29 protein-coding genes are annotated in these 22,905 nt (G+C 68.6%); 1 reads left to right on the forward strand and 28 read right to left on the reverse strand.

From position 1 onward, the window contains the following. Positions 1-402 precede the first annotated feature (402 nt). The 8 genes from ACFW22_RS33485 to ACFW22_RS33520 all read right to left on the reverse strand — a co-directional run bounded on the left by ACFW22_RS33485 (position 403) and on the right by ACFW22_RS33520 (position 4,932). The gene (locus tag ACFW22_RS33485; RefSeq protein ID WP_386412046.1) at positions 403-1,050 is read right to left on the reverse strand and encodes a hypothetical protein; all 648 of its coding nucleotides are present in this window, start codon (positions 1,048-1,050) and stop codon (positions 403-405) included. Then, the gene (locus tag ACFW22_RS33490) at positions 1,047-1,445 is read right to left on the reverse strand and encodes a hypothetical protein (RefSeq protein ID WP_386412048.1); all 399 of its coding nucleotides are present in this window, start codon (positions 1,443-1,445) and stop codon (positions 1,047-1,049) included. The genes ACFW22_RS33485 and ACFW22_RS33490 overlap by 4 nt, the downstream gene beginning before the upstream one ends. 51 nt (positions 1,446-1,496) lie before the next feature. After that, positions 1,497-1,694 (reverse strand): hypothetical protein, encoded by a 198-nt coding sequence (locus ACFW22_RS33495; RefSeq protein ID WP_386412050.1) that lies wholly within the window; start codon positions 1,692-1,694, stop codon positions 1,497-1,499. Positions 1,695-1,711: 17 nt separating this feature from the next. Beyond that, positions 1,712-2,359, reverse strand: coding sequence for a hypothetical protein (locus ACFW22_RS33500; protein WP_384871535.1), 648 nt, complete (start codon positions 2,357-2,359; stop codon positions 1,712-1,714). A 113-nt stretch (positions 2,360-2,472) separates the two neighbouring features. After that, positions 2,473-2,820 (reverse strand): hypothetical protein, encoded by a 348-nt coding sequence (locus ACFW22_RS33505; RefSeq protein WP_386412052.1) that lies wholly within the window; start codon positions 2,818-2,820, stop codon positions 2,473-2,475. A gap of 183 nt (positions 2,821-3,003) precedes the next feature. Further along, positions 3,004-4,092 carry an N-6 DNA methylase gene (locus tag ACFW22_RS33510; protein ID WP_386412054.1) on the reverse strand — a complete coding sequence of 363 codons (1,089 nt, stop codon included), beginning with the start codon at positions 4,090-4,092 and terminating at the stop codon, positions 3,004-3,006. Positions 4,093-4,166: 74 nt separating this feature from the next. Continuing rightward, entirely contained in the window at positions 4,167-4,343 is a 177-nt protein-coding gene (locus ACFW22_RS33515; protein WP_386412056.1) for a hypothetical protein, read from the reverse strand. 61 nt (positions 4,344-4,404) lie between these two features. Further along, positions 4,405-4,932: a hypothetical protein gene (locus tag ACFW22_RS33520; RefSeq protein WP_384871523.1), complete on the reverse strand. Its 528-nt coding sequence runs from the start codon at positions 4,930-4,932 to the stop codon at positions 4,405-4,407. A gap of 468 nt (positions 4,933-5,400) precedes the next feature. Between ACFW22_RS33520 and ACFW22_RS33525 the strand changes: the two genes are divergently transcribed. Beyond that, positions 5,401-5,787: a hypothetical protein gene (locus ACFW22_RS33525; RefSeq protein ID WP_386412059.1), complete on the forward strand. Its 387-nt coding sequence runs from the start codon at positions 5,401-5,403 to the stop codon at positions 5,785-5,787. A 181-nt stretch (positions 5,788-5,968) separates the two neighbouring features. Here the strand turns inward: ACFW22_RS33525 and ACFW22_RS33530 are convergent, their stop codons facing one another. The 20 genes from ACFW22_RS33530 to ACFW22_RS33625 form a co-directional block, all read right to left on the reverse strand. Then, positions 5,969-6,394 (reverse strand): hypothetical protein, encoded by a 426-nt coding sequence (locus ACFW22_RS33530; protein ID WP_384871517.1) that lies wholly within the window; start codon positions 6,392-6,394, stop codon positions 5,969-5,971. Between the two features lie 160 nt (positions 6,395-6,554). Beyond that, positions 6,555-6,836, reverse strand: a complete 282-nt coding sequence (locus ACFW22_RS33535) for a hypothetical protein (protein ID WP_384871514.1) — start codon at positions 6,834-6,836, stop codon at positions 6,555-6,557. After that, positions 6,833-7,327 carry a hypothetical protein gene (locus tag ACFW22_RS33540; protein WP_386412061.1) on the reverse strand — a complete coding sequence of 165 codons (495 nt, stop codon included), beginning with the start codon at positions 7,325-7,327 and terminating at the stop codon, positions 6,833-6,835. Before ACFW22_RS33540 ends, ACFW22_RS33535 begins: the two co-directional genes overlap by 4 nt. Before the next feature lie 58 nt (positions 7,328-7,385). After that, the gene (locus tag ACFW22_RS33545; protein WP_386412063.1) at positions 7,386-8,915 is read right to left on the reverse strand and encodes a DNA cytosine methyltransferase; all 1,530 of its coding nucleotides are present in this window, start codon (positions 8,913-8,915) and stop codon (positions 7,386-7,388) included. Between the two features lie 53 nt (positions 8,916-8,968). After that, positions 8,969-9,721, reverse strand: a complete 753-nt coding sequence (locus ACFW22_RS33550) for a hypothetical protein (protein ID WP_386412065.1) — start codon at positions 9,719-9,721, stop codon at positions 8,969-8,971. 144 nt (positions 9,722-9,865) lie between these two features. After that, the gene (locus tag ACFW22_RS33555) at positions 9,866-10,855 is read right to left on the reverse strand and encodes a hypothetical protein (protein WP_386412067.1); all 990 of its coding nucleotides are present in this window, start codon (positions 10,853-10,855) and stop codon (positions 9,866-9,868) included. 67 nt (positions 10,856-10,922) lie between these two features. Further along, the gene (locus ACFW22_RS33560; protein WP_386412069.1) at positions 10,923-12,056 is read right to left on the reverse strand and encodes a hypothetical protein; all 1,134 of its coding nucleotides are present in this window, start codon (positions 12,054-12,056) and stop codon (positions 10,923-10,925) included. A gap of 74 nt (positions 12,057-12,130) precedes the next feature. Then, positions 12,131-13,240 (reverse strand): AAA family ATPase, encoded by a 1,110-nt coding sequence (locus ACFW22_RS33565; protein WP_386412071.1) that lies wholly within the window; start codon positions 13,238-13,240, stop codon positions 12,131-12,133. 64 nt (positions 13,241-13,304) lie between these two features. Beyond that, on the reverse strand, positions 13,305-13,652 hold the full coding sequence (locus ACFW22_RS33570) for a hypothetical protein (RefSeq protein ID WP_384871496.1): 348 nt from the start codon (positions 13,650-13,652) through the stop codon (positions 13,305-13,307). Between the two features lie 210 nt (positions 13,653-13,862). Beyond that, the gene (locus ACFW22_RS33575) at positions 13,863-14,432 is read right to left on the reverse strand and encodes a hypothetical protein (protein ID WP_386412073.1); all 570 of its coding nucleotides are present in this window, start codon (positions 14,430-14,432) and stop codon (positions 13,863-13,865) included. A gap of 149 nt (positions 14,433-14,581) precedes the next feature. Continuing rightward, complete coding sequence (locus ACFW22_RS33580; protein WP_384871491.1) at positions 14,582-14,821, reverse strand: hypothetical protein; 240 nt, start codon at positions 14,819-14,821, stop codon at positions 14,582-14,584. After that, complete coding sequence (locus tag ACFW22_RS33585) at positions 14,821-15,051, reverse strand: hypothetical protein (RefSeq protein WP_384871488.1); 231 nt, start codon at positions 15,049-15,051, stop codon at positions 14,821-14,823. The genes ACFW22_RS33580 and ACFW22_RS33585 overlap by 1 nt, the downstream gene beginning before the upstream one ends. 4 nt (positions 15,052-15,055) lie before the next feature. Further along, a complete protein-coding gene (locus ACFW22_RS33590; protein ID WP_384871485.1) occupies positions 15,056-15,970 on the reverse strand; it encodes an N-acetylmuramoyl-L-alanine amidase in 915 nt (304 codons plus the stop codon). A 52-nt stretch (positions 15,971-16,022) separates the two neighbouring features. Then, entirely contained in the window at positions 16,023-16,343 is a 321-nt protein-coding gene (locus ACFW22_RS33595) for a hypothetical protein (protein WP_384871482.1), read from the reverse strand. A 36-nt stretch (positions 16,344-16,379) separates the two neighbouring features. Beyond that, positions 16,380-16,757 (reverse strand): hypothetical protein, encoded by a 378-nt coding sequence (locus tag ACFW22_RS33600; RefSeq protein ID WP_386412076.1) that lies wholly within the window; start codon positions 16,755-16,757, stop codon positions 16,380-16,382. A 17-nt stretch (positions 16,758-16,774) separates the two neighbouring features. Beyond that, the gene (locus ACFW22_RS33605) at positions 16,775-19,288 is read right to left on the reverse strand and encodes a hypothetical protein (RefSeq protein ID WP_386412078.1); all 2,514 of its coding nucleotides are present in this window, start codon (positions 19,286-19,288) and stop codon (positions 16,775-16,777) included. After that, positions 19,285-20,385: a hypothetical protein gene (locus tag ACFW22_RS33610; protein WP_384871476.1), complete on the reverse strand. Its 1,101-nt coding sequence runs from the start codon at positions 20,383-20,385 to the stop codon at positions 19,285-19,287. The genes ACFW22_RS33605 and ACFW22_RS33610 overlap by 4 nt, the downstream gene beginning before the upstream one ends. Beyond that, on the reverse strand, positions 20,385-21,317 hold the full coding sequence (locus ACFW22_RS33615) for a hypothetical protein (protein ID WP_384871473.1): 933 nt from the start codon (positions 21,315-21,317) through the stop codon (positions 20,385-20,387). Before ACFW22_RS33615 ends, ACFW22_RS33610 begins: the two co-directional genes overlap by 1 nt. 10 nt (positions 21,318-21,327) lie before the next feature. Then, entirely contained in the window at positions 21,328-22,227 is a 900-nt protein-coding gene (locus ACFW22_RS33620) for a phage distal tail protein (protein WP_384871470.1), read from the reverse strand. Beyond that, positions 22,227-22,905, reverse strand: a 679-nt coding sequence (locus ACFW22_RS33625) for a hypothetical protein (protein ID WP_386412081.1), incomplete at its 5' end; no start/stop codon positions are given. The genes ACFW22_RS33620 and ACFW22_RS33625, both read right to left, overlap by 1 nt.

Here is a 22,905-nt window from a genome sequence, read left to right on the forward strand (position 1 = left end):
CCCGAGCAACAGAAAACCCCAGGTCACGAGCAATGTGACCTGGGGTTTCTCTGAGCCGCCTTCGGGATTCGAACCCGAGACCTACGCATTACGAGGTCGAAAGTCTGTTCCCCTCTCCACCCCTCTCTTCTCTTGACCTTACCTCCGCAGCAGGTCAAGCGGGGTGCACCTTCCATTCCGCTCTGATCTTTCACGCGGATTCCCTATCCTTCCGTTCCCATGACGTTCCCATGGGGCCCTCCTGGAACCTTCCTCCACGGGCGGGGTGGAGAAGTCGGCAGGTAGGCGCGAGGAGCGGTCGGCCCCTCCAACGAAGCGCCCTTGCGACGCACAGAGGCCCTGTCCCCCTACCAGGGGGACAGGGCCTCAACGCGTGCGCGCGTTCAACGTCTCAGAGTGAGCCTACAAGCTGGGGCTGACCTGGGGGACGAGGTTGAACAGCTTCGCCGGGTCGGTCTCCGGCGCGTCTACGTAGCCGCAGGCGTGCGGGCACGGCGCCCACTTCCACGGCCGCGCGTACGACACGCGCCGGGACTCCCGCGCACGACGAGGGTCGTTGGCCCGGCAGCGGCGTGGAACACGTCCTCGGAGTCCGCAGCCGTTGCAGAGCCCGAAGGCGTCGCGGTACGGCCCGCACCGCTGCTCCTCGACCTGGGCTATCTCCGGAGGGAGTTGGGGGTGCGGGTAGGGGCGCCCGCTGCCCTTCGCCGGCCCGCCGGTGGCGGGGTCGAACTCGTACTCGTTCTGGCTGGGGTGGATGGGCAGGAGCCACCAGGGCTGGTGGGGGTCCCGGGTGAAGACCTTCCGGACGTTCCTCACTCGGGCGCCCGCGGGGTCGAGGACGTTCCGGGACTCGATGATCCAGAGCCTGCCGACGAACGGGTCGTACGCCTCCCGGATGCTCCTGGCATCGGGGTAGGGGAAGGCCCTGGTCTGGATCTGCTCGGTGAGCGCGCCGGTCCGGAAGAGGTCCATGAGGTCGCTCTTGCGGTGGGTGAAGACGATCGGGATGCGGTCGAGCGGTATGCCGGCCAGGGGTACCACGGTCACGGGCTGTCCTTCCTGGTGGGTGGGGCGGTTCTGGTGGGCGGGCGGCCGGACGGGATGGTGGGTGGCCGGGTGCGGGCGAGGGGTATGGAGGGATAGGGGTTCTCGAACGGCTGCTGGGCGCCGGGGGCGCGGGGCGCTTCGCGGCGGGTGCGCTCGGTGGTCTCGCGGGCTTCGTGGCGGGCTCGCTCGGCTGCGGTGTCCTCGCTGGTGGCGTAGACGATCTCGACACTGCCGAAGGCGTCCTCCGCGGCCTCGCTGTACTCGTCATGGAGGCGGGAGCGTTCGGCGATGTTGGAGGGTGCTTCCTCTATTCGCCAGATGTCGAGGCGGCCTCCGCCTGTCCATGCTCCGATCACGAAGTACGCGCGTTTCACGGCGTTGGGCTCATGGGTCATGGGGTGCCTTTCGGGCGGTCGGCCCGCCCCGAAGGGCGGGCCGGGGTGCACTCAGGCCTGGATGGCGACACTGGGCTCGGTGTGCTCGACAGCAGCCGTGTCGACTTCGGTGTACCTACCGTCGCTGTGGACGCCGAAGACTGTTGCTGTTGAGTGGGGGTCGCGCTGGATGCCGAGGGCCTTGCGGGCGGCTTCTTCGGGGGCGTCGGCTTCGATGTCGATCTCCCAGGTGACGAGGTACGAGTTCATGGCGGTCCTCTTGGTGGTCAGGCGCTGCGGCGACGGGGCTTCTTCGGGGCGGGGGCCCGTTTGGGTGTGGGGGTGGTGCGGGGGACGTCGGCGGGGGGCTCGGTGGCGGGCTTCTCGTCAGTGGCTGCCGGTTCGTCGCCCCAGGAGATGACAGCCACGTACAGGGGCTTGGTCTCGTAGGCGGGGAGCAGGTCGTCGGTGACCCGCTGGTACAGCGCCTCAGGTATGTCCACCGCAGCCGGGGTGGTGTCGTTGGTGGTCAGGTGGGATAGGGGCTGGGCGATGTGCCAGGAGCGGCCGGGGGCGAGGCGGCGGGCGCGGGCGGCGTGCTCCTGCTTGGACGCGGTCTTGGGTAGGTCGGGCAGGGCGAAGCCGGTGACCCACATCTGGACGACGGTGTCGGCGAAGAGAAGGGCGAGGCCGAGTTCGCGGCCGTCGGGGCCGATGAGGCGGAGGCGTTCCGCCGTGGCCGTCAGGTCCTCGACCATCCAGGGTGCGCCGAGGCGGTCGGCCAGGTCGGTGGCTACGGGTCGCAGGTCGTTGAGGACCAGGGGTTCGGCCGGGGTGTCGGCCGCCTCGGAGGGGTCGGGTGTGTCCTCGGGAGGGGTGGGTGTGGGGAGCGTGCGCGGGCGCTTGGGGGTGGCCGTCTGGGTTTTGGGTGTCATGGGTTTCCTCGTGAGTTCTTTGAGCTTTTACAGAAGTCCGTAAGGAGATTTGGCGCTTCCGCCGAGAAGTGAGGGAGGGGCGGATTTCCCGCCCCTCCCTTCACTGCCGGGCGCTACCCGCGGCAGATGCAGGATTTCCGCTCGTCTTCACGGCTGATTCCTCCGTGGGCCCTGAGGATCCTGTTGGTCACCTGACAGAGATCCGAGTTCTCGTCTTCCCTTTCCTGGGGGGTCAGGAGGGGAACCATCCAGGGGGCCAGGAGGTCCACCTCCTGGCCGGTGATGACCATGCCCCCCTTCCCGAAGTCCTTGGTGAGAAGGGCGTTCAGGATTCGGTGGGTGTCCTTGCCGGCCTTCGTCGCCCCCTGGTCGGCCAAGGTGGTCTCGATCCAGGTGGTGAAGAGTGGGATTTCCCAGGGTTGAATAAAGACATCCTGGGCCTTTTCCATGTTGATTCCCATTCTTAAATCCTTAGGTGAGTGCCATTCGGAACTCATTAAACCTAGAGAACAAGAATCCGAATGAACATAGTTTCCGCTTCTATTTTCCCGGTTTATTTCTGCACATCCCGGATGTTCATTTGCCTGCTTCAAGCGGCGCGGCACGATCAGGGAGAGCAGTTGGTTTCCACAGTGCGGGCCTGATCACGCGGCCCTCTTGGTGGCCTTGGCCATGAGGCGTTCGGCCTTGCCGATGGCGGCCATCATCCGGGCGGTGGCGACGACGTTGTCACGGTGCGCTCTGGCCCCGGCAGCGTGTTGCATGGCCTTGCGGGGCAGTTCGGGGTCGGCCAGGGAGTCGCCGCACGAGACGTAGGCGTTGGGGCCGAGGTCCCAAAGGAGGACGTTGACCGCGGCGCCGGCTGCGGCGAGCTGGTCGACGTCGGTCAGGTGCCAGGTGAAGTCGTGGGGGTTGAAGCCGGCGTCGCGCAGGTGGTTGGACAGTGAGCGGAACATGCCGCCGGTGCCGGCCGCGGGGTCGTAGAACGCCTGACCGGGCTCTACGTCATGGAGGTCGTGGAGGATCTTGGCCAACACGTCGCACACGTCGGGGGGCGTGTGGTGCTCGCCGAGGCCCTGCCGGGCGCCTTCGGAGCGCAGGTGGGTGATGACCCACGACATCAGGTCGATGCTGGTGCTCATGCCCGGGATCCCGCTGTGGGTGTACTCCATCATGCCGCTGGTCAGGGCCGCTTTGGTGACGGCCCGGACGCCTCGGAGGGTGTTGGTGTCAGGCTTGTCGTCCTGGAGCCAGGTCGCGAGGATGCTGGCCCGGTCGACGAGGTCGGGGCGGTCGACCCAGCGGTATGCCCAGGTCTCCTCGTAGAGCTTCCACAGCTCGGTGTCGCTGAGGCCCATCAGCCAGTCGGCCATCCTCGGGACCTCCCCTCCCTCGAAGGGGAGGAGGGCGAGGGCGGCGATGGTGCCGACGGGGACTTCGAGGCGGTTGCCGCCGTGGGCGTTGTTCCAGGCGGCGCAGACCCGCTCGCCGATGGTGATGCCGTCGCGGCGGGCGTACCGGCGGCGCTGCTCCGGTGTGCGCGGTGCCGGTGTGGGGGCGAAGTAGGGGCGCTCTCGGGGAGCGGTTCGCAGGGTGCCCGGGAGGAGGGGAGCACCGCCCTCGTCCGGGCTCGGAGTTGGGGCCGGGGCCGGGGTGGGGGTGGGGCCGCGGCGGAAGGTGTTGGGGACGGCGGGCTTGTCGTCCCCGTCGCCGAGGAGGTCGAGCAGACGCATCGTTTCTCCTTTTGGAAATGGAGCACCCCGGCCGCCTACGAGGGCGGCCGGGGTGTGGCGGGTGGATGGTGGGGCTACTGGTTGTCGGCGGTGGCGAACTCCGCTTCGGCGCAGTCGATGCAGAGACTGCTGCTGCGGTGCCACCCGGAGTGGCACTCGTTGCAGGTCTCGCAGCCGGCGCAGAGTTCGACGTGGTCGACGGCGGGGCTGGAGCGGCAGTCGAGACAGGACCGGGACGGTGGAGGGGGCATCTGGGGCTCCTGTGAGAAGGGCTGGCCGCCCCGTACATGGACGGGGCGGCCGGTCTTGGGGTCAGGAGGGGAGGTCGCCGATGGCCCGGGAGAGGGGCGTCAGGGACTGATGAGGGCGGCCGGTAACGACCAACCAGTACTGCTGGTAGAGCCCGACCAGGGTCCGAGTGTCGAAGCTCTCGGTGAAGGTGGAGATGTTCGACGGCCGGGCCTGTTCGTAGGAGCGGTGTCGGTAGGCGCGAGCGATGAAGTCGTAGACACCGTCCAATGCCTGGTAGTGCACCTCTACGTCTGCGCAGAAGATTCGGGCGGCAGTCTGGGCGAATGGGAGCTGGGCTAGGGGGTGGCCCTGCAAGTACGAGGTGTCGGCAGGCTGCTGTCGCTGGGTTATGGCCTCCGTGCCGAGGGCTAGGGCTTCGGTTTCGGTGATGCAGTGGACGGTGACGAAGCTGTGGCAGGCGTCGTACAGGTGGACCATCAGGGCTGAGTGTTCGTCGGGGTTGGTGGGTGCGGGTATCGGGTCGTGGACCTTGTGGGAGGTGCAGCTGTCGTCGTACGGGACGTACCAGGTGCGCGTGGTGGACGCCATGTCTTCTTCTCCAAGAGGTCGTGGCGGGAACAAAACTTCTACTTAGATTTTATAGGCAAAAGCTTCGCGAGTACAGGATCCGCCCACGAAGTCTCCGCAGGTCAAGAGGGATGCCTAACAGAGACCGCGGGTCGAAGGCGCCGCCCTCCGGTAGGGCCAGGGTGCCCTCTGGCATGTGATCCTGACCGTTTGCCATGTGATCTTTGCGCGCTCGGGGGCCACAGAGCACAGCGTTCCTCCGCCCCCGACGACGGTTGGGCTGGGGCTGTCATTCCGGGACCTGGGCTCTGCTCCGTTGCGAGGGAGCCGATGTACGGGGTGTGGTCGCGAAGGCCGGCCCGCGCGCCCGGCCAGAGTGAGTGTCCCGTCCAGCGGGTCACTGGCTGGGATCGGGAGTCCCAGGACTCGACCCCAACACTCCGAGACGGCATCGGGAAGGGGAGGATAAATGCCCCTTACTGTGCCGCCATGACACCAGACGAACAGCGCCGCGCCGGCCTCGCCCAGCGCGCGATCACCCGCCACCTCCGCGACCAGTTGACGGAAGCCAAGCGCAACGCCGAGCTGGCGACTGACGCACCGGACGCCAACCAGCGTCGAGCGAAATGGGAGCAGGCCAGCGAGCGGCTGACCCGGTGGCTCGGCGAGCGCCAGCTGGATGCCGACACGGTAGTGGAGGTGTCCGATGCGTTCCTGCAGGCGATGGAGGACGGCGACGCGCTGGTCATGCAATCTGGCGAATTTGGTGACGCCGATCAGCAGCTCACGCTTCGGCAACGCGCCTTCGTGACACGTGAATGGCTGCGCGACCAGGGGTACGACGTCCCCCCCTACTCCAAGGAACCGGAGTTCTGAGCGAGGTCAGCCTCCTGGCCTCGACGAGGCCACCCGCAGGGGTACCCGACCCGCCCCCGTTGCCACCACGCTGAGTCGGGCGGTCAGACTCACCTGGCAAACGGTCAAGATCACGTGGCAGAGGACACAGGGGCGCTGGGGCATGCGCGTAGAGCGGCCCCACGTGGGGCCGCTCTACGTCCTACGCGGAGGGGTGCGCCTCGAGTACGCGACGGGTCAGGTTGCCGACGTCGGTGAGCAGGGCCATGATGCCGCTGGCGAACTCTTGCTGAGGCTTGGTCAGCAGAATGTCGAACAGCACCTTGCACTGTTCGTCATCATCGTTGGCGTGCGCCGTGATGAAGCGCGCGGAGAATACGTGCGCTGGGTGGCACTGGCCGTGCGGCGCGGGTTCCTTCATCGCCCACATCTGGCCGGGGGTCGGGACGTGGATCTGGAGGAGGTTTTGCAGGCCCATCTCGGCGAGCAAGCGGCACACCCTGTAGACCTCGTCCGTGCTGCTGAACGCGATGATTTCCTCCATGAGACGCACAGCTTTCGAGGGGTGATGCTTGATCACCGCGTCGACAGCTTCGCCGGTCCGGATGGTGCGTTCGATGTTGTCCACAGGGACGGTTCCTTTCAGAAGGTGGGCCCCACCGCAGAGACGGCGAGGTAGAGGCGAATGGAGGTGGGGGAAGGTCGCCGTCTGCTGCCCCGCAAGGAGGGCGAGGCAGCAGACGGCAACCTGGTCAGGTGTCGGTGTGGCCGGCGGCGAGGAGGCCGCGTTACTCGGCCCGTCCACTGCCCGCCGTCGGTACGTCTGCAGACAGGGACTTGACGACCATGCCCCCGCACCAGATCCGGCCGCCGCACACGCCGTCGAACCGGGCGGAGCGGGGTCGCACCAGGGCTTCACATTCCTTGGTGAACGGGCACCGTGCACATGCCTCCAGGGCGCTGCTGCACAGGTCGATCAGGTCGTGTTGGTTCTTCCAGACGCTGTCGCGCGGGGAGAACAGCGCATCGTTGCCTCGGCACGGCGCCTGGGGCATCCATTCGCGCGTCACTGCTTCACCTCTGACGCCTCTGCGTCAGAGCAGGGGCAGTTTTCAGGGCGCCAGGAGCAGCGGGGGCACAGCCCGGTCACCAGGCCGGTACTTGCGGCGTACTGCTGGCCACCGGTGGCCCACGCGAAGGCGTACGTCGCGAGGGCGTGGTTGCGGTCGTCCAGGGAGCCGAGGCGGTACAGGTCCAGGGCGTGATAGCCGGTGAGGACACATGCGAGTTTGAGGATTGCCCACTGACTGTCGGAGGCGTCCAGGGGGCGCGGAATGCTGGCGCCGGGGCGGGAACCAGGGCCGCTGCAATGGTTGGCGGCGCTCTGCCAGCTGATGAAGGCAATGCCGCTCGGCAGGGTGGTAATGATCTCTGCGCGCAGGAGCTCGGGCAGCCAGAAGCCGTGCTGAACGAGCAGCCAGGTGGCGGCCCTGGGGCCCTTCGCTGCGCCGGCGGAATCGGCAAGCTGCCGTATGAGCGTGCCGCGGTCGATCGGGGACATCACGTTTCTCCAAGAGGTGTGTGATGGGCCCGCCCCGGTCGGGGCGGGCCCGGAGGCGTTACAGGTCTTCGCCGCTGATGGCTTCGACCAGGGCGGACATCAGCACTTCGGCCGCCGGAGGGGTGACCGCGTTGCCGTATTGACGGACGCGCTCGCGCCGGTTGCCGAGGAGCCGGTAGGTGGGGTGGAAGGCCATCGCGTTGCCGATCTCGGACGGCTGCAACATCCGCAGCAGGCAGTCCTCGACCGCCACGCCGTGGATCAGGCCGCCGTCGGCGGTGACCAGCCCGTGGCGGTCGACGGTCGTGACGGTCTTCATCGGCTCGCCGGTGGGGGCGGCCGTGCCCCGGCCGTAGTACGGCACGAGCAGAGCGTCCGTCTCCCGGGTGGTGCGGGTCCGCATCGGTTCGGTGACCGGCGCGGCCTCGTCGTTCCAGGTGCCGCCGACGGGAACGAGGAGCGAGCCGGACTCGCGGGGGCCGGTCACGAGACCGTGGTGGTTCCCGGACGCGCACACGGTCGCCAGGGGCTCGTCCACCCCGCGGGCCTTCTTCTGGGAGCCACCACCCCTCATCTCGGCGATGAACGGCAGGAACTGGCCGGGCAGGTAGGCGAGCCCGGTCTCGTTGCGGGTCGTCATGGTCCGCATGGGCTCGGCGTCGAGCGGGAAGGGCTTCTTGCCCTCGCGCCCTTCCATCGGGACGGCGACGGGACGGGCGTAGCGGTCGAGGCCCGCCCGTATGCGGGCGATGGTCTTATCGGCCAGTGGCTTGCTGCGGTCCCCGATGCGGACCCCCGGGACGGTCCAGTCGATCGCGGTGGCAGCGGGGAGCACCTGGGGTTCGACCACGCGGGCGCAGCCGGGGCGCGGGCACAGGTAGACGTACTGGAAGCGGTAGCTCCCGGCCTTGCGGCCGTTCTTGAACGACTGGCGCGCCTGGACGCAGCCGTGGTCAGGGCACGTGGCGGTCGGCGACGTCCACTTCTCCACGTCGGGCCGGCGGCCGAGCTTCTTGAGGGTGAGCAGGTCGTACTTGCGGTTGCGCGACTGCGGCGCGCGCGGGGAGCCGAACTTCGGTTCGGCGTGCATCGAGTTGAGGTAGACGCTGGTGACGTCGTAGCCGAGGCTGTCGGCGGCCTGCCGCCAGGAGGGGTAGAGGATCCACTTGTCCAGGTCGGGGACGTTCTCCACGACGGCGCCGAGGGCGGGACGGCCGCGCAGGAGCATCGCCTCCAGGTAGCGCAGGACGTCCCACATGGTGGCGCGCGACCGTACGGCGGCCTCGGTGGGCAGGATCTCGCCGAACAAGTCCGGCTGCCGGTCGGAGTCGGCGCGCACGCCGCGCGCGATGGTGTGGTTGGTGCACTCAGGCGAACCCCACACGATGTCGGTGCGCGGGTAGCGGGCGAAGTTGATCTGGCTGATGTCGGCACAGTCGTGGTCGACCTTGGGGAAGTTCAGCGCGTGAGAGTCGATCGCGAGTGACCAGTGGTTCGCGGCGATCTTCACTTCCACGCCGGGGACAAGGTGCATCCCCTGCGCGCTTCCGCCGGCGCCGCAGAAGAAGTCGGTGACGGTGTAGGTCATCGGTGAGCCTTTCGGGCGGGCCCGCCCCGGGGCCGGGGCGGGCCAGGGCGGGATCAGCGGCGAGAGGCGTTGGAGAGCGCCGAGGCGAGATGGGAGCGGACGGTGTCGAACAGGCAGGGCTCCCCGTCGACCGGGACGACGTCCTGCATGTGGCCGGGCTGGTGGCGGTGCTGGCGGGTGATCTTCCAGGCCGCCGGGGTGCCGTCCGCGTCGATGTCGAGGGGGCAGCAGAGCAGGTACGTGTCGTCGGGCAGATCGAAGGTGATCCGGTAGGTGCCGGTGTGGTCTTCGGGATCGACCTCGATGCCGTACTCAGCGAGCAGGGCCGTGACGTTGGCGGGCAGTTCGGGGCCTTCGGCGTTCTCCGGGGCTTCGGCCTTCGTACGACCGCGGCCGGCGGCAAGGTGCTGGTGGGCGGCGTCCTGCTCGGCCTTGACGTGGGGAAGGACCACGACCATCAGCGCCAGGACGTCGGTGCCGTTGGCCGCTTGGTCGCCCCGGGCCGAGTCGTAGACGAGGTGGTGGTCGCCACCCTCGGAGCACAGGTGGACGACGTGCCAGGCGCCGAGTTCGGCGCGGTCGAGCGGTAGGGCCTTCGCGCCTGTCTCGCCTGAGGCCCGGATCGCGAGCTCGCAGCCGTTGGGCAGCTCGGCGGTGATGGTGCACTCGCCGTCGCTCATCTCCACGTCGGTGGTGATGCCGTCGGAGCGCAGCATGGTGATCACGTCGCTGTAGGTGGCCCACAGGCGCTGCCACAGCGGGTCGTTGACCCGGTGGTGGCTGGGGAAGGGAAGGGGCTGGAACACGTACATCACCCTCCAAGAGGTGTATACACATCGATCGAATGTTGCGGCCTATCTGAACCGCCAGGCGCACGCCGGGTGGGGTTCAGGGAAGGGGTTGATGGTTAGATTTTATATGCACAGAAATCCGGAGGCCAGGGGGAACGATCATGGTTTCGGTTTCCTAGGCGACCTCTCGCGCGCCAAATCCCGGCCTCTCCGGGCCTCCTCACGCGCCTGCCGCCGTGCTGCCGCCAACCGGTCGGGCCGCTCTTGCACGGCCCTCCGGTTCGCCGCCTTCTCCGCCTCCAGAGCCTTGAACTTCTCACGCTCGGCCCGCCGATCCGCCTCGACCTTGGCCCGGTCCTCTGCCGCGCGCACCGCTCTCGGACTCGTGCCGCAGGCGCGGCAGTTGCCCGCCGGCACCCGGTGGCGGGCGCAGCCCTTCGCCGCCGGGGCTCCCGGCACGACATCGTCCGTAGGGGGAGGGGGGTACTGCAGGAAGGAGGAAGGAGAAGGGAAGGAAGGGGTTTCACCGGTGGAACTCACAGGGTTCCCCTCGTGAAACCCATCAGGTTCCACCGGTGAAACCCTGCCCTCGCCGTCAGGAGGGTTCCACGCGTGCAACCCTTCCGCGTCGGCGCCGGTCGGCGACCGGTCCTCCGGTCTGTGCTCCTCGGTCTCCTGCGGTCGGGCCTCCTCGCCCCGCTCGTTCTGCTCGGGCGCCGCGCGAGTCTCCTTCCGCGCCTCGACGTCGTGGTGGGTCATCGCCGGCTTCGACGGCCGCGCACGCTGCAGCCCCTTCCGTGCCTTCTTCTCGTTCTTCGGCGCCTCGTCCGCCTCGTGGTGCCGGGCGTCCAGCTCCTCGTTGCTGGGGATCGACGGCACCCCCATCGGGAACACCCGGTACACAGCGGCGCGGCCGATCCGTCCGACGCTGACGCGCTCGACCAGGCCCTTGGCGACCAGTTCCGTCACGATCGTCGTGCACCGGCTCCTCGACACCCCGACCCACGCCCGCAGGCGGCGCATCCCCGGCCGGGCGAGGCGCGTCTCGTCGTCGGCCGAGTCGCAGATCTTCATCAGCGCCAACTTCTGGCCTTGGTTGACCACGTCGGGCGGCAGATACGCCGCCACGATCATGAGGTGGATGGACAAAGAGGACTCCCCCTCCAGATGCGGGCGCCGCCCGCCCGGCGCGCGGGCGGGCGACGCAGGCGGACGATCAGCTCCGGACGGGTTTCACGTTGATGCTCACGGCCGTGGTCCGGCCGGTCTTGCGCTCGGGGATCGGGAGGCCGGCGTCCTTGAGCACAGAGATCATCCGCTTCTCGTCGGGCACCATCGGCACCTCCAGGCCCTCCGTCTCGTAGAGGTCGACCAACGCCTCGACGTCGGGTTCGGTCGTCGGATTGCCGCCGGACCACAGCAGCTCGTTGCTGCCGTAGATCCCCTCCGGGGCGCCGTCGAGCTTGGCGCGGGCGAACTTCTTCGCCTTCTTCCCCGCCGACTCCAGCTCGTGGCCCTTCACGTACTCCGCCAGGGCCTGCTCCCGATCGGCGTCCGTGCGGACGATGGCGGACTGCACCGTCCGGCCAGGGGCCGGGACTCCCCAGCACGCGGTCATGAACGCGCAGTTGTCGCAGATCGCGTCCAGGCCGGGACCGTCGAAGTCGCGGCGCGCGTCCTCCGGGCTGGGCAGGTCGCGGACGTTCTCCACCCACCAGCGGGCGAACGTCGCGCTCACCGGGTCGAAGGCGATCTCGTGTATGTGCTCGTCGCCGTTGTCGCGGTTGATGAAGCGGAAGCGGATGGCGACGACGTTCAGCGGGCCGAGGCGGGCCAGGTACCGCTGCCCCGGGACGTCCTCAAACCCGACGCTGGCGAGCACCCCGGCGTACAGGTACGCCTGACGCAACTCGGCCTCCGTCGGGCCATACCGCAGGACCTTGTCCCAGAGGTACGTGGACTTCGTCTTGATGTCCTCCACGATCACCCCTTCGCCGGGCGCCGGGACCTTGGGGCGCATCCGGCGGGGCAGGCGTGCGGCCGTGGCCTCATCGAGCTGGACAGTGTCGACGTGGCCGAGGATCGTCTCGTCGCGGACGCTGCGCTCGACCAGCCAGCCGTACTCGGTGCGGGCGGACTCCAGCAGTCCTTCGTGGAGGTAGATGCCGAGCAGGGCGGCACGCTTCTCGTGGTGATCGGTGGGCTCGGTTCCGGCGAGGATGTACGCCGCGCGCCGCTGGCACACGGTGTCGGACGCGCCAAGTTCTCTCTGCTGCGACCGGTCGCTTCGGTCGCTGACCTCGTGGGCGGCCGTCCAAATCGACGGCGGTTCGAGGGGAAGAGCGGACATGATTCAGGTCTCCAAGAGGTGGGGAGGCCGCGGGGCGGGGCCTCGTGTGGGTCGTCCCGCCCCGCGGCCGGTCATCAGCGGCGTGTCGCCGTGGTCGTGCGGCTGGTGCGGGTACGCCGACGCGGGGCGGCGGTCAGTTCCGGCTCCTGCGGCTCGGACTGGTCCGGGGCATCGCCGGCCTCGGCCTCGCGGGCAGCGGCCTCGCGCAGCTTGTCGCCGTCGGTGGCCGCACGGTGCTCCCCCATCTCCGTGGGCGGGTTCTTGAGCCGCTCGACCTTCGCCTCGATCTCCGCTCGGATCGACAGGACCTCCCGGCGCTCCAGTCCCTCTTCGGGGTCGGCGGACTTCCGCCACAGGGCGCCCAGCTCGGCGATGTCCTCGGTTTCCTCGAAGTCGTGGTCGTCCAACCAGGTGCTCACCCGGTCGCCGGCCAGGGCAGGCATCTGCCGGGGCTGGGAACTGACCGAGCAGCCCATGAGGCCGAAGACGAGGTGCTCGATGGTGAAGTCAGACAGCCGCATCGGGCGGCGCTTCTCGACGCGCAGCCGCAGCGAGCGGGCCTTGATGACCTGCGGGTCCTCATCGCGCTTGAGGCGGACCCACACCGAGGAGTCGAACGGCAGGTCCTTGTGGCCCTGGACCTTCCACTCCTTGAGGTTGCCGATCGGGTTGCCGTTGTCGTCGACGACGGAGACTTGCTTGCCCCGCGCGAGGCACACGACGATCCCGGAGAACGTCTGCAGCAGGTGGATGACGCGCTGCCAGCGGTCCACGGCGTCGTTCCACAGGTTCATCGTGATGTCCACCGCGGCGTCCGGGTCCTCTTCGAGGACGGCCCGGTTCTTCCGGGTGCGGCGGGCGCGCTCCTGGGTCCAGTTCGTCAGCATCCGCCACAGGGCGGAGGCGGAGTCGATGACCAGGACGACGGGCGGCTCCTTGGCGAGGGCCGCGCGGCGGGCCTCGGCGTGGACAGCTTCGATCTGCTCCAGGATGTCGCGGAACGTGCCGTCGTGGTCGATGATCTCGTAGCGGGCCCCGTCGATCGCGGCGTACTCGTCGGCGGACCCTTCGGCGAGGTCGACCCAGTAGGTCTGGCCGATGAGGTCGGAGGCGGAGAACTCGGCGGCGCTGTAGGACTTGCCGCTCCCCTCTTCCCCCTCGATGAGGATGAGCGGCCAGGGCACGATCCCTGTCGGCTTCCTCGTCTTGAGCTTTGGTGGCATGACTGCGTGTGCTCCCAAGGTCGGTTCAGTCCGTGCGCAAAGCACGCGTGCTGAACAGGTGAGTCCACTCGGGATGTCGCTCCAGGAGGAGGCGGACGTACCGCGAGCGGAAGTTGTTGTTCAGGCGGAACTCGTCGCCTCGGGTGGCTTCGCCGTAGCGCCAGCGCAGGAGCTCGAAGAGCATCGCGATGCCGACGCGGGGCCAGTGCTGGCTCACACAGCGAGCGGTCATGGTTTCCAGTTCGTCCAGAACCCAGGGGTTCAGCTCGTGGAACGCCTCGAACCGCTCCTGGATCGTGGCGCCGGCCACCGGCTCCGGAAGACGGATCTCCTTGATCTCCAGCCCGGGAAGTTCCTGCTGATAAGCCCGCACAGCTCCCCCGTCAAGTCGCGTCACATTGGAGTGTTGCAGCCTATCTTTACGGATGATGGCGAGTTGATCAACGCCCTTCCCTCCCCGGGAATGCCGACCGCCCCGCAACCCAAGGGCTACGAGGCGATCCCGAGACTCCCCGCGCACCCGACATCCGGAAGGGCGAGGTAATTAGATTTTATATGCAATTTGCTGGATCGGGAAGGGACTTCACCCCGCCCGCCCCTTCGTCGCGGCCGGGCCACGCTTCTTGATCACCGACCCCGGACCGTCGTACGAACCGTCCCGCAGCGCCGCTTCGACGCCCGGGTCCACCTCCCACGCGAGCGTCCGCGCCTGCACCTGCAGCGCGGGCGCCGCCCGCAGCAGCGTGTCCAGGAGCCACAGCGGCGACCCCGACAACACCCAGTCCGGCTCGGCCGGCTTGCCTGGCCGAGCCTGCTGCGTCAGGACCTCCGCGTGAGTCAGGCCGAACAGCGCCGCGCCCTCCTGCTGACCAACAATCGGCGGGAGCTGGGCCACGTCGTCCACCCAGCGGGCCGGCATCTGCTCCGCCACCAGGCGCTCCAGCTCCTCTTCGCGCACCTCCCGCCGGCGGGGCGTCGTCTCCCCAAAGCCCCGCGCGAACGCGAGCGGCCAGTACGGCGACCCCGACACGATCCGGGCCTGCTCGTAGGTAAGCGTCCCGCGTCCGATCCACTGAGACACCTGCGGCCCCCGCACTCCATACAGGGCCGCGAACTCCTGCGACCCAACCAGCAACGGCTTCTCCACCAACACGACACCCCGCTCACTCCACCAACACGCCCTATGCCTATAGATACTAAACAGGCGCGAGGTGATCTTCTACGCTGTGCTGGTGCTACTCTGGCGGCCTCCAAGAGGTCGAGGCCCTCACCGCAAGGTGGGGGCCTCTTCCCTCTCTGGGACTACGCTGCCGGATACTCGGGCGGGCGGGCCCAGCCCAGCAGCCAGCCGAAGCGCCGCGACAGCCTCAGCTCCGCGAACCGGAACAACGCGTAGTAGCCGACGGCGAACCCGGAGGTCACCAACGACTCGACCACGCTCGACTCGATCTCGACGCCCAGGCGCAGGGCCTGGGTGATCAGCCATCCGGCAACGACCGGTGCGACCGTCCGCGCCACGGACAGCAGGTAGGCGTACAGCATCAGCTCTCCTCTTTGGGCTTGCGGGCGATAGCTGCGTTCGCCCAGAACATCGCTTGCTCGCACAGCGTCAGCGCGAGCCCCTTCTCGCGGCCCTCGGGCAGCTGCCTGTCAAAGAGCAGAGCGAGGTCACGGCACGCGCCCCTGACCTCTTCGTGCGCTGCGGCCCGCTTCGAAGTGCCGGCCGGGTGGTACCCGAACCGCCTCTCGATCTCCTCCGGCGTCAACGCCACCAGGTCACCTCTTCCCGTACGCCAGGGTGAACAGGTACGCCCAGCCCTTCGGGCCAATCGCCGGATCCCGCGTCACACCCCTGGACCGAAACTGGGGGTGCGCGTTGTGGAACCTTGCGACAGCGGCCTGCGTGCGTGGGCCGTACGCATCCGCCAGGTCCCTGTCCGAGATGGTGAGGAACCCGGCCGCCCGCAGTGCCTTCTGTAGCGGCTTCGCTGAGGGCCGGGTCCTGCCCGGGGCCAGTCCGATGGGGAACGGCGGCGGCGTGTACGGGGGCGCCTTCGGGCCGGGCGCGGGACGGGAGGGGGCGGGCTCCTTGTCCTCGGGCTCAAGGATGCGGGCGACCCGGGCCCGGAAGTCGTCCATCGAGAAACCGCGAGGGTCGGGCTTCCCCGGCTGCCATTCGAGGTGTCCGATCACCGACTTCTCGCTCCACCCGTGCGCGGCGCACAGAGCTGCGGCCCACCGCGCGGCGGCGTCGATCTGCGCCTCGGGCCACGGGTCGTGGCCGTCACCGTGGTTGATCAGCTCGGCGCCATAGAAGTGGGTGTTGCCGTCGGCGTTGGCCTCGTCGTCCGTAGGCAGTGGCTTCTCGCCGATCACGGCTTGGAGCACATCTCGGTCACCGCGGCCGGCGTGATTCGTACGGCCCCAGCCGACGAGGTGGACGGTGCCTGCCTTGTCGATCACCGAGTGGCACAGCGGGCCCGGCAGGGTGGAGTGCCCGGCGTAGCACAGGCTCACCATCCCCGCTTCGGTGCTGTACTTGCCGGTGTGGTGGATGACCACCCCGTGCACTGGCCCCCACGGACCGATGTGGTTGCGGTTGTGGGTCCGCCAGCTGCGAACCTCCTTGATCGCCAGCCCGGCGGCCTTGAAGGTGGCCAGTGCACGGTCGGCGTTGAGCGGTACTGCCATGAGCGCGTCCTGCTTCTCCCCCGCGCCTGGCTATGGGTGGTGCGTGTACGGGCTATCCCGCAAATTTCGCGAGCAGCCAGGAAGTGACGAGTCCAACGATGATCGGCGCGACAATCGCGGAGATCGCCAGGCGGCGGTTGGTGCGGGACTCTGTCGTCTCCCGCTCCTGGGCCCGCTTCACCTCAGCCAGGTCGTCCTCGATCGCCTGAAGTCGCACGTTGGTCGTCCGCTGATCTGCGGCGTACTCGTTCTGCGTGACCATCTCGGCCAGCCGGGCGGCGAACGACGCGAAATCGGCGCGCAGGTCGTCACGCATCTGTTGCATGGTGCGCAACAGCTCCCACGGGGTGGGGTCCTGATTGGGCGCGGTCAACTCCCGCTCCTCTTCCAGCCGGCCCCACGCCGGTGGTCAGTCTACGGTCATCGCGTCTTCCTGCCACTCCACAACTCCCGCGATGAGGTTCCAGGCGCGTCGGACTGCGTCGAGGAGTTGCTCATCGGTGATCGCAGCCTGGGCGCTGCTGGGCTGGTCTTCGACGTAGCCGGCCGCCGCGGCAGCGGAGACGACGGGGTCGGTGGCGATGAGCGGGGCATAGCCCGGTCCGAGCAGGTCTGATGGGGTGAGGGCGCCGCGAGCGAGGGCCGAGCGCAGGGGGTACCCGTCGGTGTCAGGGTGTTCGGCCAGCACCTCACGGGCGATCCGCACGAAGGCAGCCCGGACGCGGGCACAGAAGTCCGGGTTGGACATGAGCCTCGCGTGCTCGTCCAGCAGAGACGATATGGGCATGTTCGCTTCCCTTCGGGTTACTTGACGTAGGTGACCTTGAGCTGAGGGGCGTACGCTTCGCCGACGCCTCGGGCCCTCCCATAGAAGGCAGGCGAGGAGCTGTTCGGATCGAGCGCGATCCCGCGCCAAAGGTTCGAATCGAAAATTTCAGTAATATCAACCCATTTACCCTGGTTGCGGGACCAGGAGACCGACTGCGATTCGGAGTCACAGGAGAACGACGTCGGGCGCGACGCGTGCTTGTGCGCCTTGAGGACCGCCGTCCCGCCGGAGTTCGAGTACCAGTGCTCGTAGTACAAGAAGACCTCGGCGCGCTGAATAGAGGCGCCAGACAGGTCGGTAGCCAGGCTCGGGGGAAAGCCAATCAAGGCGGATTGCATTCCGTTGGTGGAGCTGTAATACCCCTGCACGCACTGGTTGTTGTAGTACGCGTTGTACTGCGAACGGTTGGCGTACGAGCCAGACCAGGACGCGTTGTAGATCTTCGTGTAGCTCTTCTTCGCCGGCGTGTTGACGCCACCGCCCGTGTTGTAGACGCCGGTCTCCGGGACGTAAGGACCGATGTCCTCGACGGCGAAGATCCCCGGGTACGGGGCGGCGCCGAGAAGCCGGACAGTCTGCCCGGCCGGACCGCCCTGTGCCCAGAAGCTCACGAGGAGGCGACGGATTCCGCCACCGAACGCGACCCCGGACTTGATGGTCTCCAGGTGGACCCGTCTCCATCCGGCACCGGACAGGGGCTGGGTGATGGACTGGATCTGGGGGGAGCTGATCGTCGGGGTGGAGGCGCCGCCGTCGCGCAGGACGACCGCGATCTCCCCACCGGCCACGTTAGGGTCCGCGTAGCAGTCGAAAGTGACCCGGTACATCCGGCTCGTGTCTGCGTCGAAGGCCAGCTCGACGTAGCCGTACTCGCTCGACCCGGCGGTCACGGCGGTAGCCATGTAGTCGACGGCGACCAGGCCTCGGGGGAGGCGCGCAAGGATCTTCTCCAGGGAGTCACCGCCGACGGACAACTCGCCAGCAACAGAGACGTTGGCGAACCCTCCGTTGCCCTTCTGGTCGATCGAGGCCACCGGCTGGCCGTCCGTGGAGAGCGTCACGTAGTTGGGACGGCCGGTCACCAGCGAAACAGACTCCTCGCCCTGGGCGTCGTACAGACGCAGCCCATCGGGGGCGATCTCTGCACGTGTGCCTCCCGTGGCCGACGACATCACGGGGCGCAGCTCGATGTTGTCGAAGTAGACCGTCCCGGAGCCGGTGGGACTTTGCAGGCGAGGCGCGCAGTAGGCGGCGCCCACGGGAGCTGCATGGATGTACGTCTCCCGGCGCCAGACTCCGTCCGCTGGGGGGCCTGCATTTGAGATGGCGCTGTAGCTGAGGTGAGTGCCGTTGGTGTCGAACCATTGGAGGGCCATGAGCAGGCCGCCTTCGCCGACGAAGTCGATGCCGCCCTTGAAATCGAACGCGGCCCAATAGCGTTCGCCGGCGATGACCGGGAAGCGGTCGTAGAGCAGAGTGCGTGTGTCGGTCGAGACGAGGGTGAACCTCAACGCTTTGCCCGAGAAGTTGCCGCCCGCGACGACCTCGGCGCCGGGTACGCCGGCGAGCTGGCTGGCGATGTACCCGGTCTCGAAAGACGGGTCCGGGATCAGATTTCCGGTCACGCCGATGGCGAGGTGGTCGGCGGTGACGGTGCCGGCCTTGATGTGGGTGGCGGTGACGGAGCCGGCTGCGAGCTTGTCGGCGGTGACCGCGTTGACTGCGATCTTGTCCGCCGTGATCGCGCGGGCCGCGACCTTGTCGCTGGTGATGGCCAGGGCCGCGATCTTCTCAGCGGTGATGCTCAGCGCCGCCAGCTTCTCCGTGGTGATCGCTCCAGCGAGCACCTTCGCGGCCGTGACCGCGTTGTCCGCGAGGGCCTGGGCGCTGACCGCCGCGAGGGCGATCTTCGTCTCGGTGACGGCATGTTCAGCGAGCTTGATCTCCGAGATGATGCCGTCAATCACGTCGTCGGCCACCACCAGCTGCGGACCGATCGGGCCGGCGGATGCCGACGGCAGCGACGCGGCCCCCGAGGTGTTGCGGGCCACGAGGCGGACGTGGACCGGCTGCCCCGTTGGCACAGTGACGAGACCGCCCTGTGGTGATTCCAACGTGGCGGCGAGGGTGTGTGGTCCGGGCGTGAACTCGGGCGTGATCCCGGTGTGGACTTCGACGCGCGCGAAGTCCAGGGGCGTGACGCCCTCTTCGGCGAAGGCACCGTCCCAGACCGCCGCGATGCCGCCGAGCACCGACGTCACGGCGGGCGCGGCGGGCTCGGGCGGCGGCGGGCCGTTGACCACGTTGATGCCCGCGGTGCCGTCCGGCTGCGTACCGACGACCGCGCGCAGCGAGCCGCCCTCGTCGTACACCTCCACCGCGCCGTTCTCGATCGAGGAGTACGCCAAGGAGGACGTGCGGGTGCTGCGGCCCAGCCGCCTTTCCAGGTCGGCGACCCGTGCGACCAGCCGGGCTATGTCCCTGCTCACGAGCTGCCTCCCATGTAGGTGAAGCGGTCGGCGCGCTGGAGCTGCAGGACGGCCTGCTCGGGCTCTTCACCGGCGCCCGGCCTTAGTTGCCAGCCGACGATCCGGCACCAGGCGTCGAAGCTGGTCCACTCGTCGTAGACCCGTACGGGCACGTCGTCGCCGATCTGCCAGGACCCAATCGGCGCGGCCGGGTGGTCGCAGACGATGACCTCGGTGACCTCGCCGGTGATCTGCCGAGAGACCCGCTCAGTACGAGCCCGGGCCGCGAGCCGGTCGTTCCCCTGCTCGTTCGGTACCTCCAGCAGGTGCTCCAGGCGAAGCCGGCCGTCGCGCGCAGCGTCGGTGGCGCGGCGACGGCTGCGCCCCTCGCCGGCACCGAGGGCGACGACAACCTGCGCAGCCTGGTCGGCGTCGTACTCGACCGGCACGGCGCGGACGATGTTCACGCCCGTCGTGAAGGAGATGTCCGTACGCCTCCGGCCCAGACGGGGCCACCCCAGGACGACGCGCAGGGCGGGCTTGCCGTCGCCGCTCCAGGAAACATCCTCGGTCCATTCGGGTCCGCCCTCGACGGCGGTCATGTCCTCGAGAACGCTGCCGAGGGTGGGGGCGTCCCACCAGTCGACGTGGTACGGCTCGGCGGGGGTACCCACCGTCACCTTCGACGTGGTGGCGTCGACGGCCACGCGCAGGTTGCCGTCCGGCTGCCCTTGGCAGTAGGCCCACGCGTCTCGGATGACCTTGCAGGGGTCCGCGTAGACGTAGGGCCCGCGCCCGTCGAGGTTGCCGTGCAGGTCGTGGCGCCGGTACAGGTAGGAGCCGACCCCGGCGGCCTCGATGCGCATCTGTTGGCCCTCGGGGATGCTCCTCCACACGATGCCGCCCCACAGGAGCCGGCCGTCGCGCTCGGCGTAGATGAGGCAGGCGCCGGGGTCGAACTGTGACCGGTCAAGGTAGGCGAGGCGGGGTTCGACCACGGCGGTGAGGGACCCGGTCCCGGACAGGGCAGGTCCGAACTCGACCTGGCTCAAGGGCAGGTCGGAGGCGAGGAACTCGCCGGTCAGGATGTTTTGCGTGAGGTAGCGGTACGACGGCATCAGACAACGCCCTCGCTGAACTCGATGTCGCACACGGCCGTCGTAGCGACGTCAGCCTGCAGGACGCCGGCTTCATTCGAGTTGAGTGCCATGAGCGCGAAGAGCGGCTGATTGGTGCCCCGCAGGGCGGCGGGGACGGCCTGCGTGTCGGCAGAGATGAGGTTGATGCGCTCGGACCCGTCGGACTTGCCTGTGTCGGCGGTGACGCCCTGCCCCCGGACCGTCCCGAGCGTCCACGAGAAGTACGACCAGATACCGCCCTTGAGTACCTGGACACCGGCAATGGTCAGCACAACGCGCACCGTCGTCGCCCATGGTGGGACGGCGATGGTCCACCTCGCTGCGGGCGGCCACGCCACATAGGTGCCGGAGGCGTTGCCGGCCCAGTTCTGGTCTACCGGCGGGGAGGCTGTGTAGAGCCTGCGATCCTTGCGGGGATTCGCGATGCTCCGCAAGTCCTTGATCATCCAGCCGGTGACGGTAGCCGTGTTCGCGGGGATGTCGATGCGGGCGAGGGGGATAGCCGTCATCCCGTCGGGCGACGTAGTCGTGTTCGCGGACACGCCGCTGACAACGTGGAAGTAGCCGATGTCCTGGGTCAGCGGGTCCCGGGTGCCTTCGTACTCGGGGTCCTCGACTCGGAGCGTCACGAGATCGGAGCGCGCCGCGGCGCCCGTCGGGGCGATGGGGACGATCGCGTCGCCCACGTTGTACTGGGTGTAGCTGCCCTGGGCCCAGCTTGCTCCTCGTACGACGGCCGAGCCGTCGCCGACCCGGACGCCGGCGCCGGGGGTGGACAGCGGGCTGACGCGCAGGTCGTTGCCTTCGGTCACTCCGGAGCTTCCGCGAGCGAGGTCGCGGATCATCATGCGCATGGCCCGAGCGGGGTGAACTCCGCCGTGGACCATCATCGGAGGCTGGATCAGTGCCATCAGGAACTCCTCACAGGGCGGTGTACGCGTCGCGCCACGTGATGGCGAGGCGGGTCGTGTTGGTGTAGTCGGTCGCCGTCCAGCGCAGTTCGGACCGCCCAGGCGGGATCTGGAACTGGTCGAGGCGGCTGAAGGTGCTGAGCGCGGTCTGCGCGCTGCCGGACCCGTTCTTGACGACCCACCGCGCTCCGAGGCGGGTGTCGATCTCGACGTACTCGCCGGGGCCGAGCGTCAGGGCGAGCTGGAGCGCCTTTCCCGTCTCGGCGATCCACACCCTGGGGTTGGCGACGGGGCCGGTGATCCTCAGCTTCGGGAACGCGGGCAGGTCCCCGCGGTTGGTCATCCAGCCGGGCCTGGTCGCGGGGCTGGACACGCCGGTGGTGATCGGCGCGGTGACGGGGGCCCTGAAGCCGGGGGCGTCCTGGGAGATGTCGAGCGGCAGGACGAGGGACTGCTCCACGTCGTCGTGGACGGTCGAGTCGAGGGCGTCGAAGGCCACGTCGAGGGGCACCCACCCGTGGATGAGCTGCGCCGTCGTGATCGCCTCGGCCCGCCGGATGCGCCCGTAGAACCGGCGGGTCGGGCGGCCTGGCCACTTCACCCTCAGGGAGGTGAGCGCGCCTGCCTTCTTCCGGACGGCCGCCGTGGCGGCCATCCTGTGGAGGGCAGCGAGGGCGTCGGTTGCCGCCGCCGGGTCGCCCGGCGTACGGATCGCGGCCTCGATGCGGACCGCCCGGACGCCGTAGTAGTCGACGCCGGGGAAGACGCCGTCCCCCGCGGGGCTGTCGACGTCCTGGCTTCGCAGGTCGGGTGTGCCGAAGCCGGGTACGTCGGCGATGACGTACGGGGTGCCCGGTCCCATGAGGAGGCCCCCGACTTCGATCTGGAAGTCCTTGTTGAGCTCGGCCACTAGATCCGGCCTCCTCGCTGTGCGTTGCGCAGCCGGCGCATGATCTCCGAGCCGACCTCCGCCGCCACGTTCGTGTCGAGGCGGCCGGACACGGTCACCGGCATGGATCCGATCAGCGCCGCCGGCTGCTCACGCACGACGACGACCTTCACCTGTCCCTCAGGGTGGGCGGCGACGAGCCGGGGAGGCTCGACGGTGGCGGAGGTGAGCCGGTAGCCGAACCGCTGTGCCACGTCCTGGAGGACGGCCGTCGCCGAGCTGCGCTGGCCGGTGCCCAGAGGGATGAATGCCTCGCCCTCCGTCTGCGGCTCCGCGAACCGCACGATCCCGTTACTGGTGGCGTAGAGGCCGGGGGTGAGGATGCCGCCCTGGAGGTAGGACAGGCCCTTGTTCGCGCGGGACAGGTCGGAGAAGAATTTCGCGCCCTTGGACCCGAGGGCCGTCTTGATCCGGCTGTAGGCCAGATTCGCCAGCTCGATGATGACGTCCTCGTCCAGGCCGGTGGTCGCCGCGACCTCGTGCAGGCCGACCTTCGAGGACTTCACCGCGGCGATGATCGCCACGAGGTCCGGCAGATCCTCGTCGCGGACCAGGCCGCCGGCGGACTTCGCCGCGTCGTTCGCGGCCGTCGCCGTCTTCTTGTCCTTCACCGCCTGCGCGGCCAGGAGTTCGGCGTCG

It is taken from the genome of Streptomyces sp. NPDC058872, from assembly GCF_042743065.1.
In the GTDB taxonomy this organism is placed as follows: domain Bacteria; phylum Actinomycetota; class Actinomycetes; order Streptomycetales; family Streptomycetaceae; genus Streptomyces.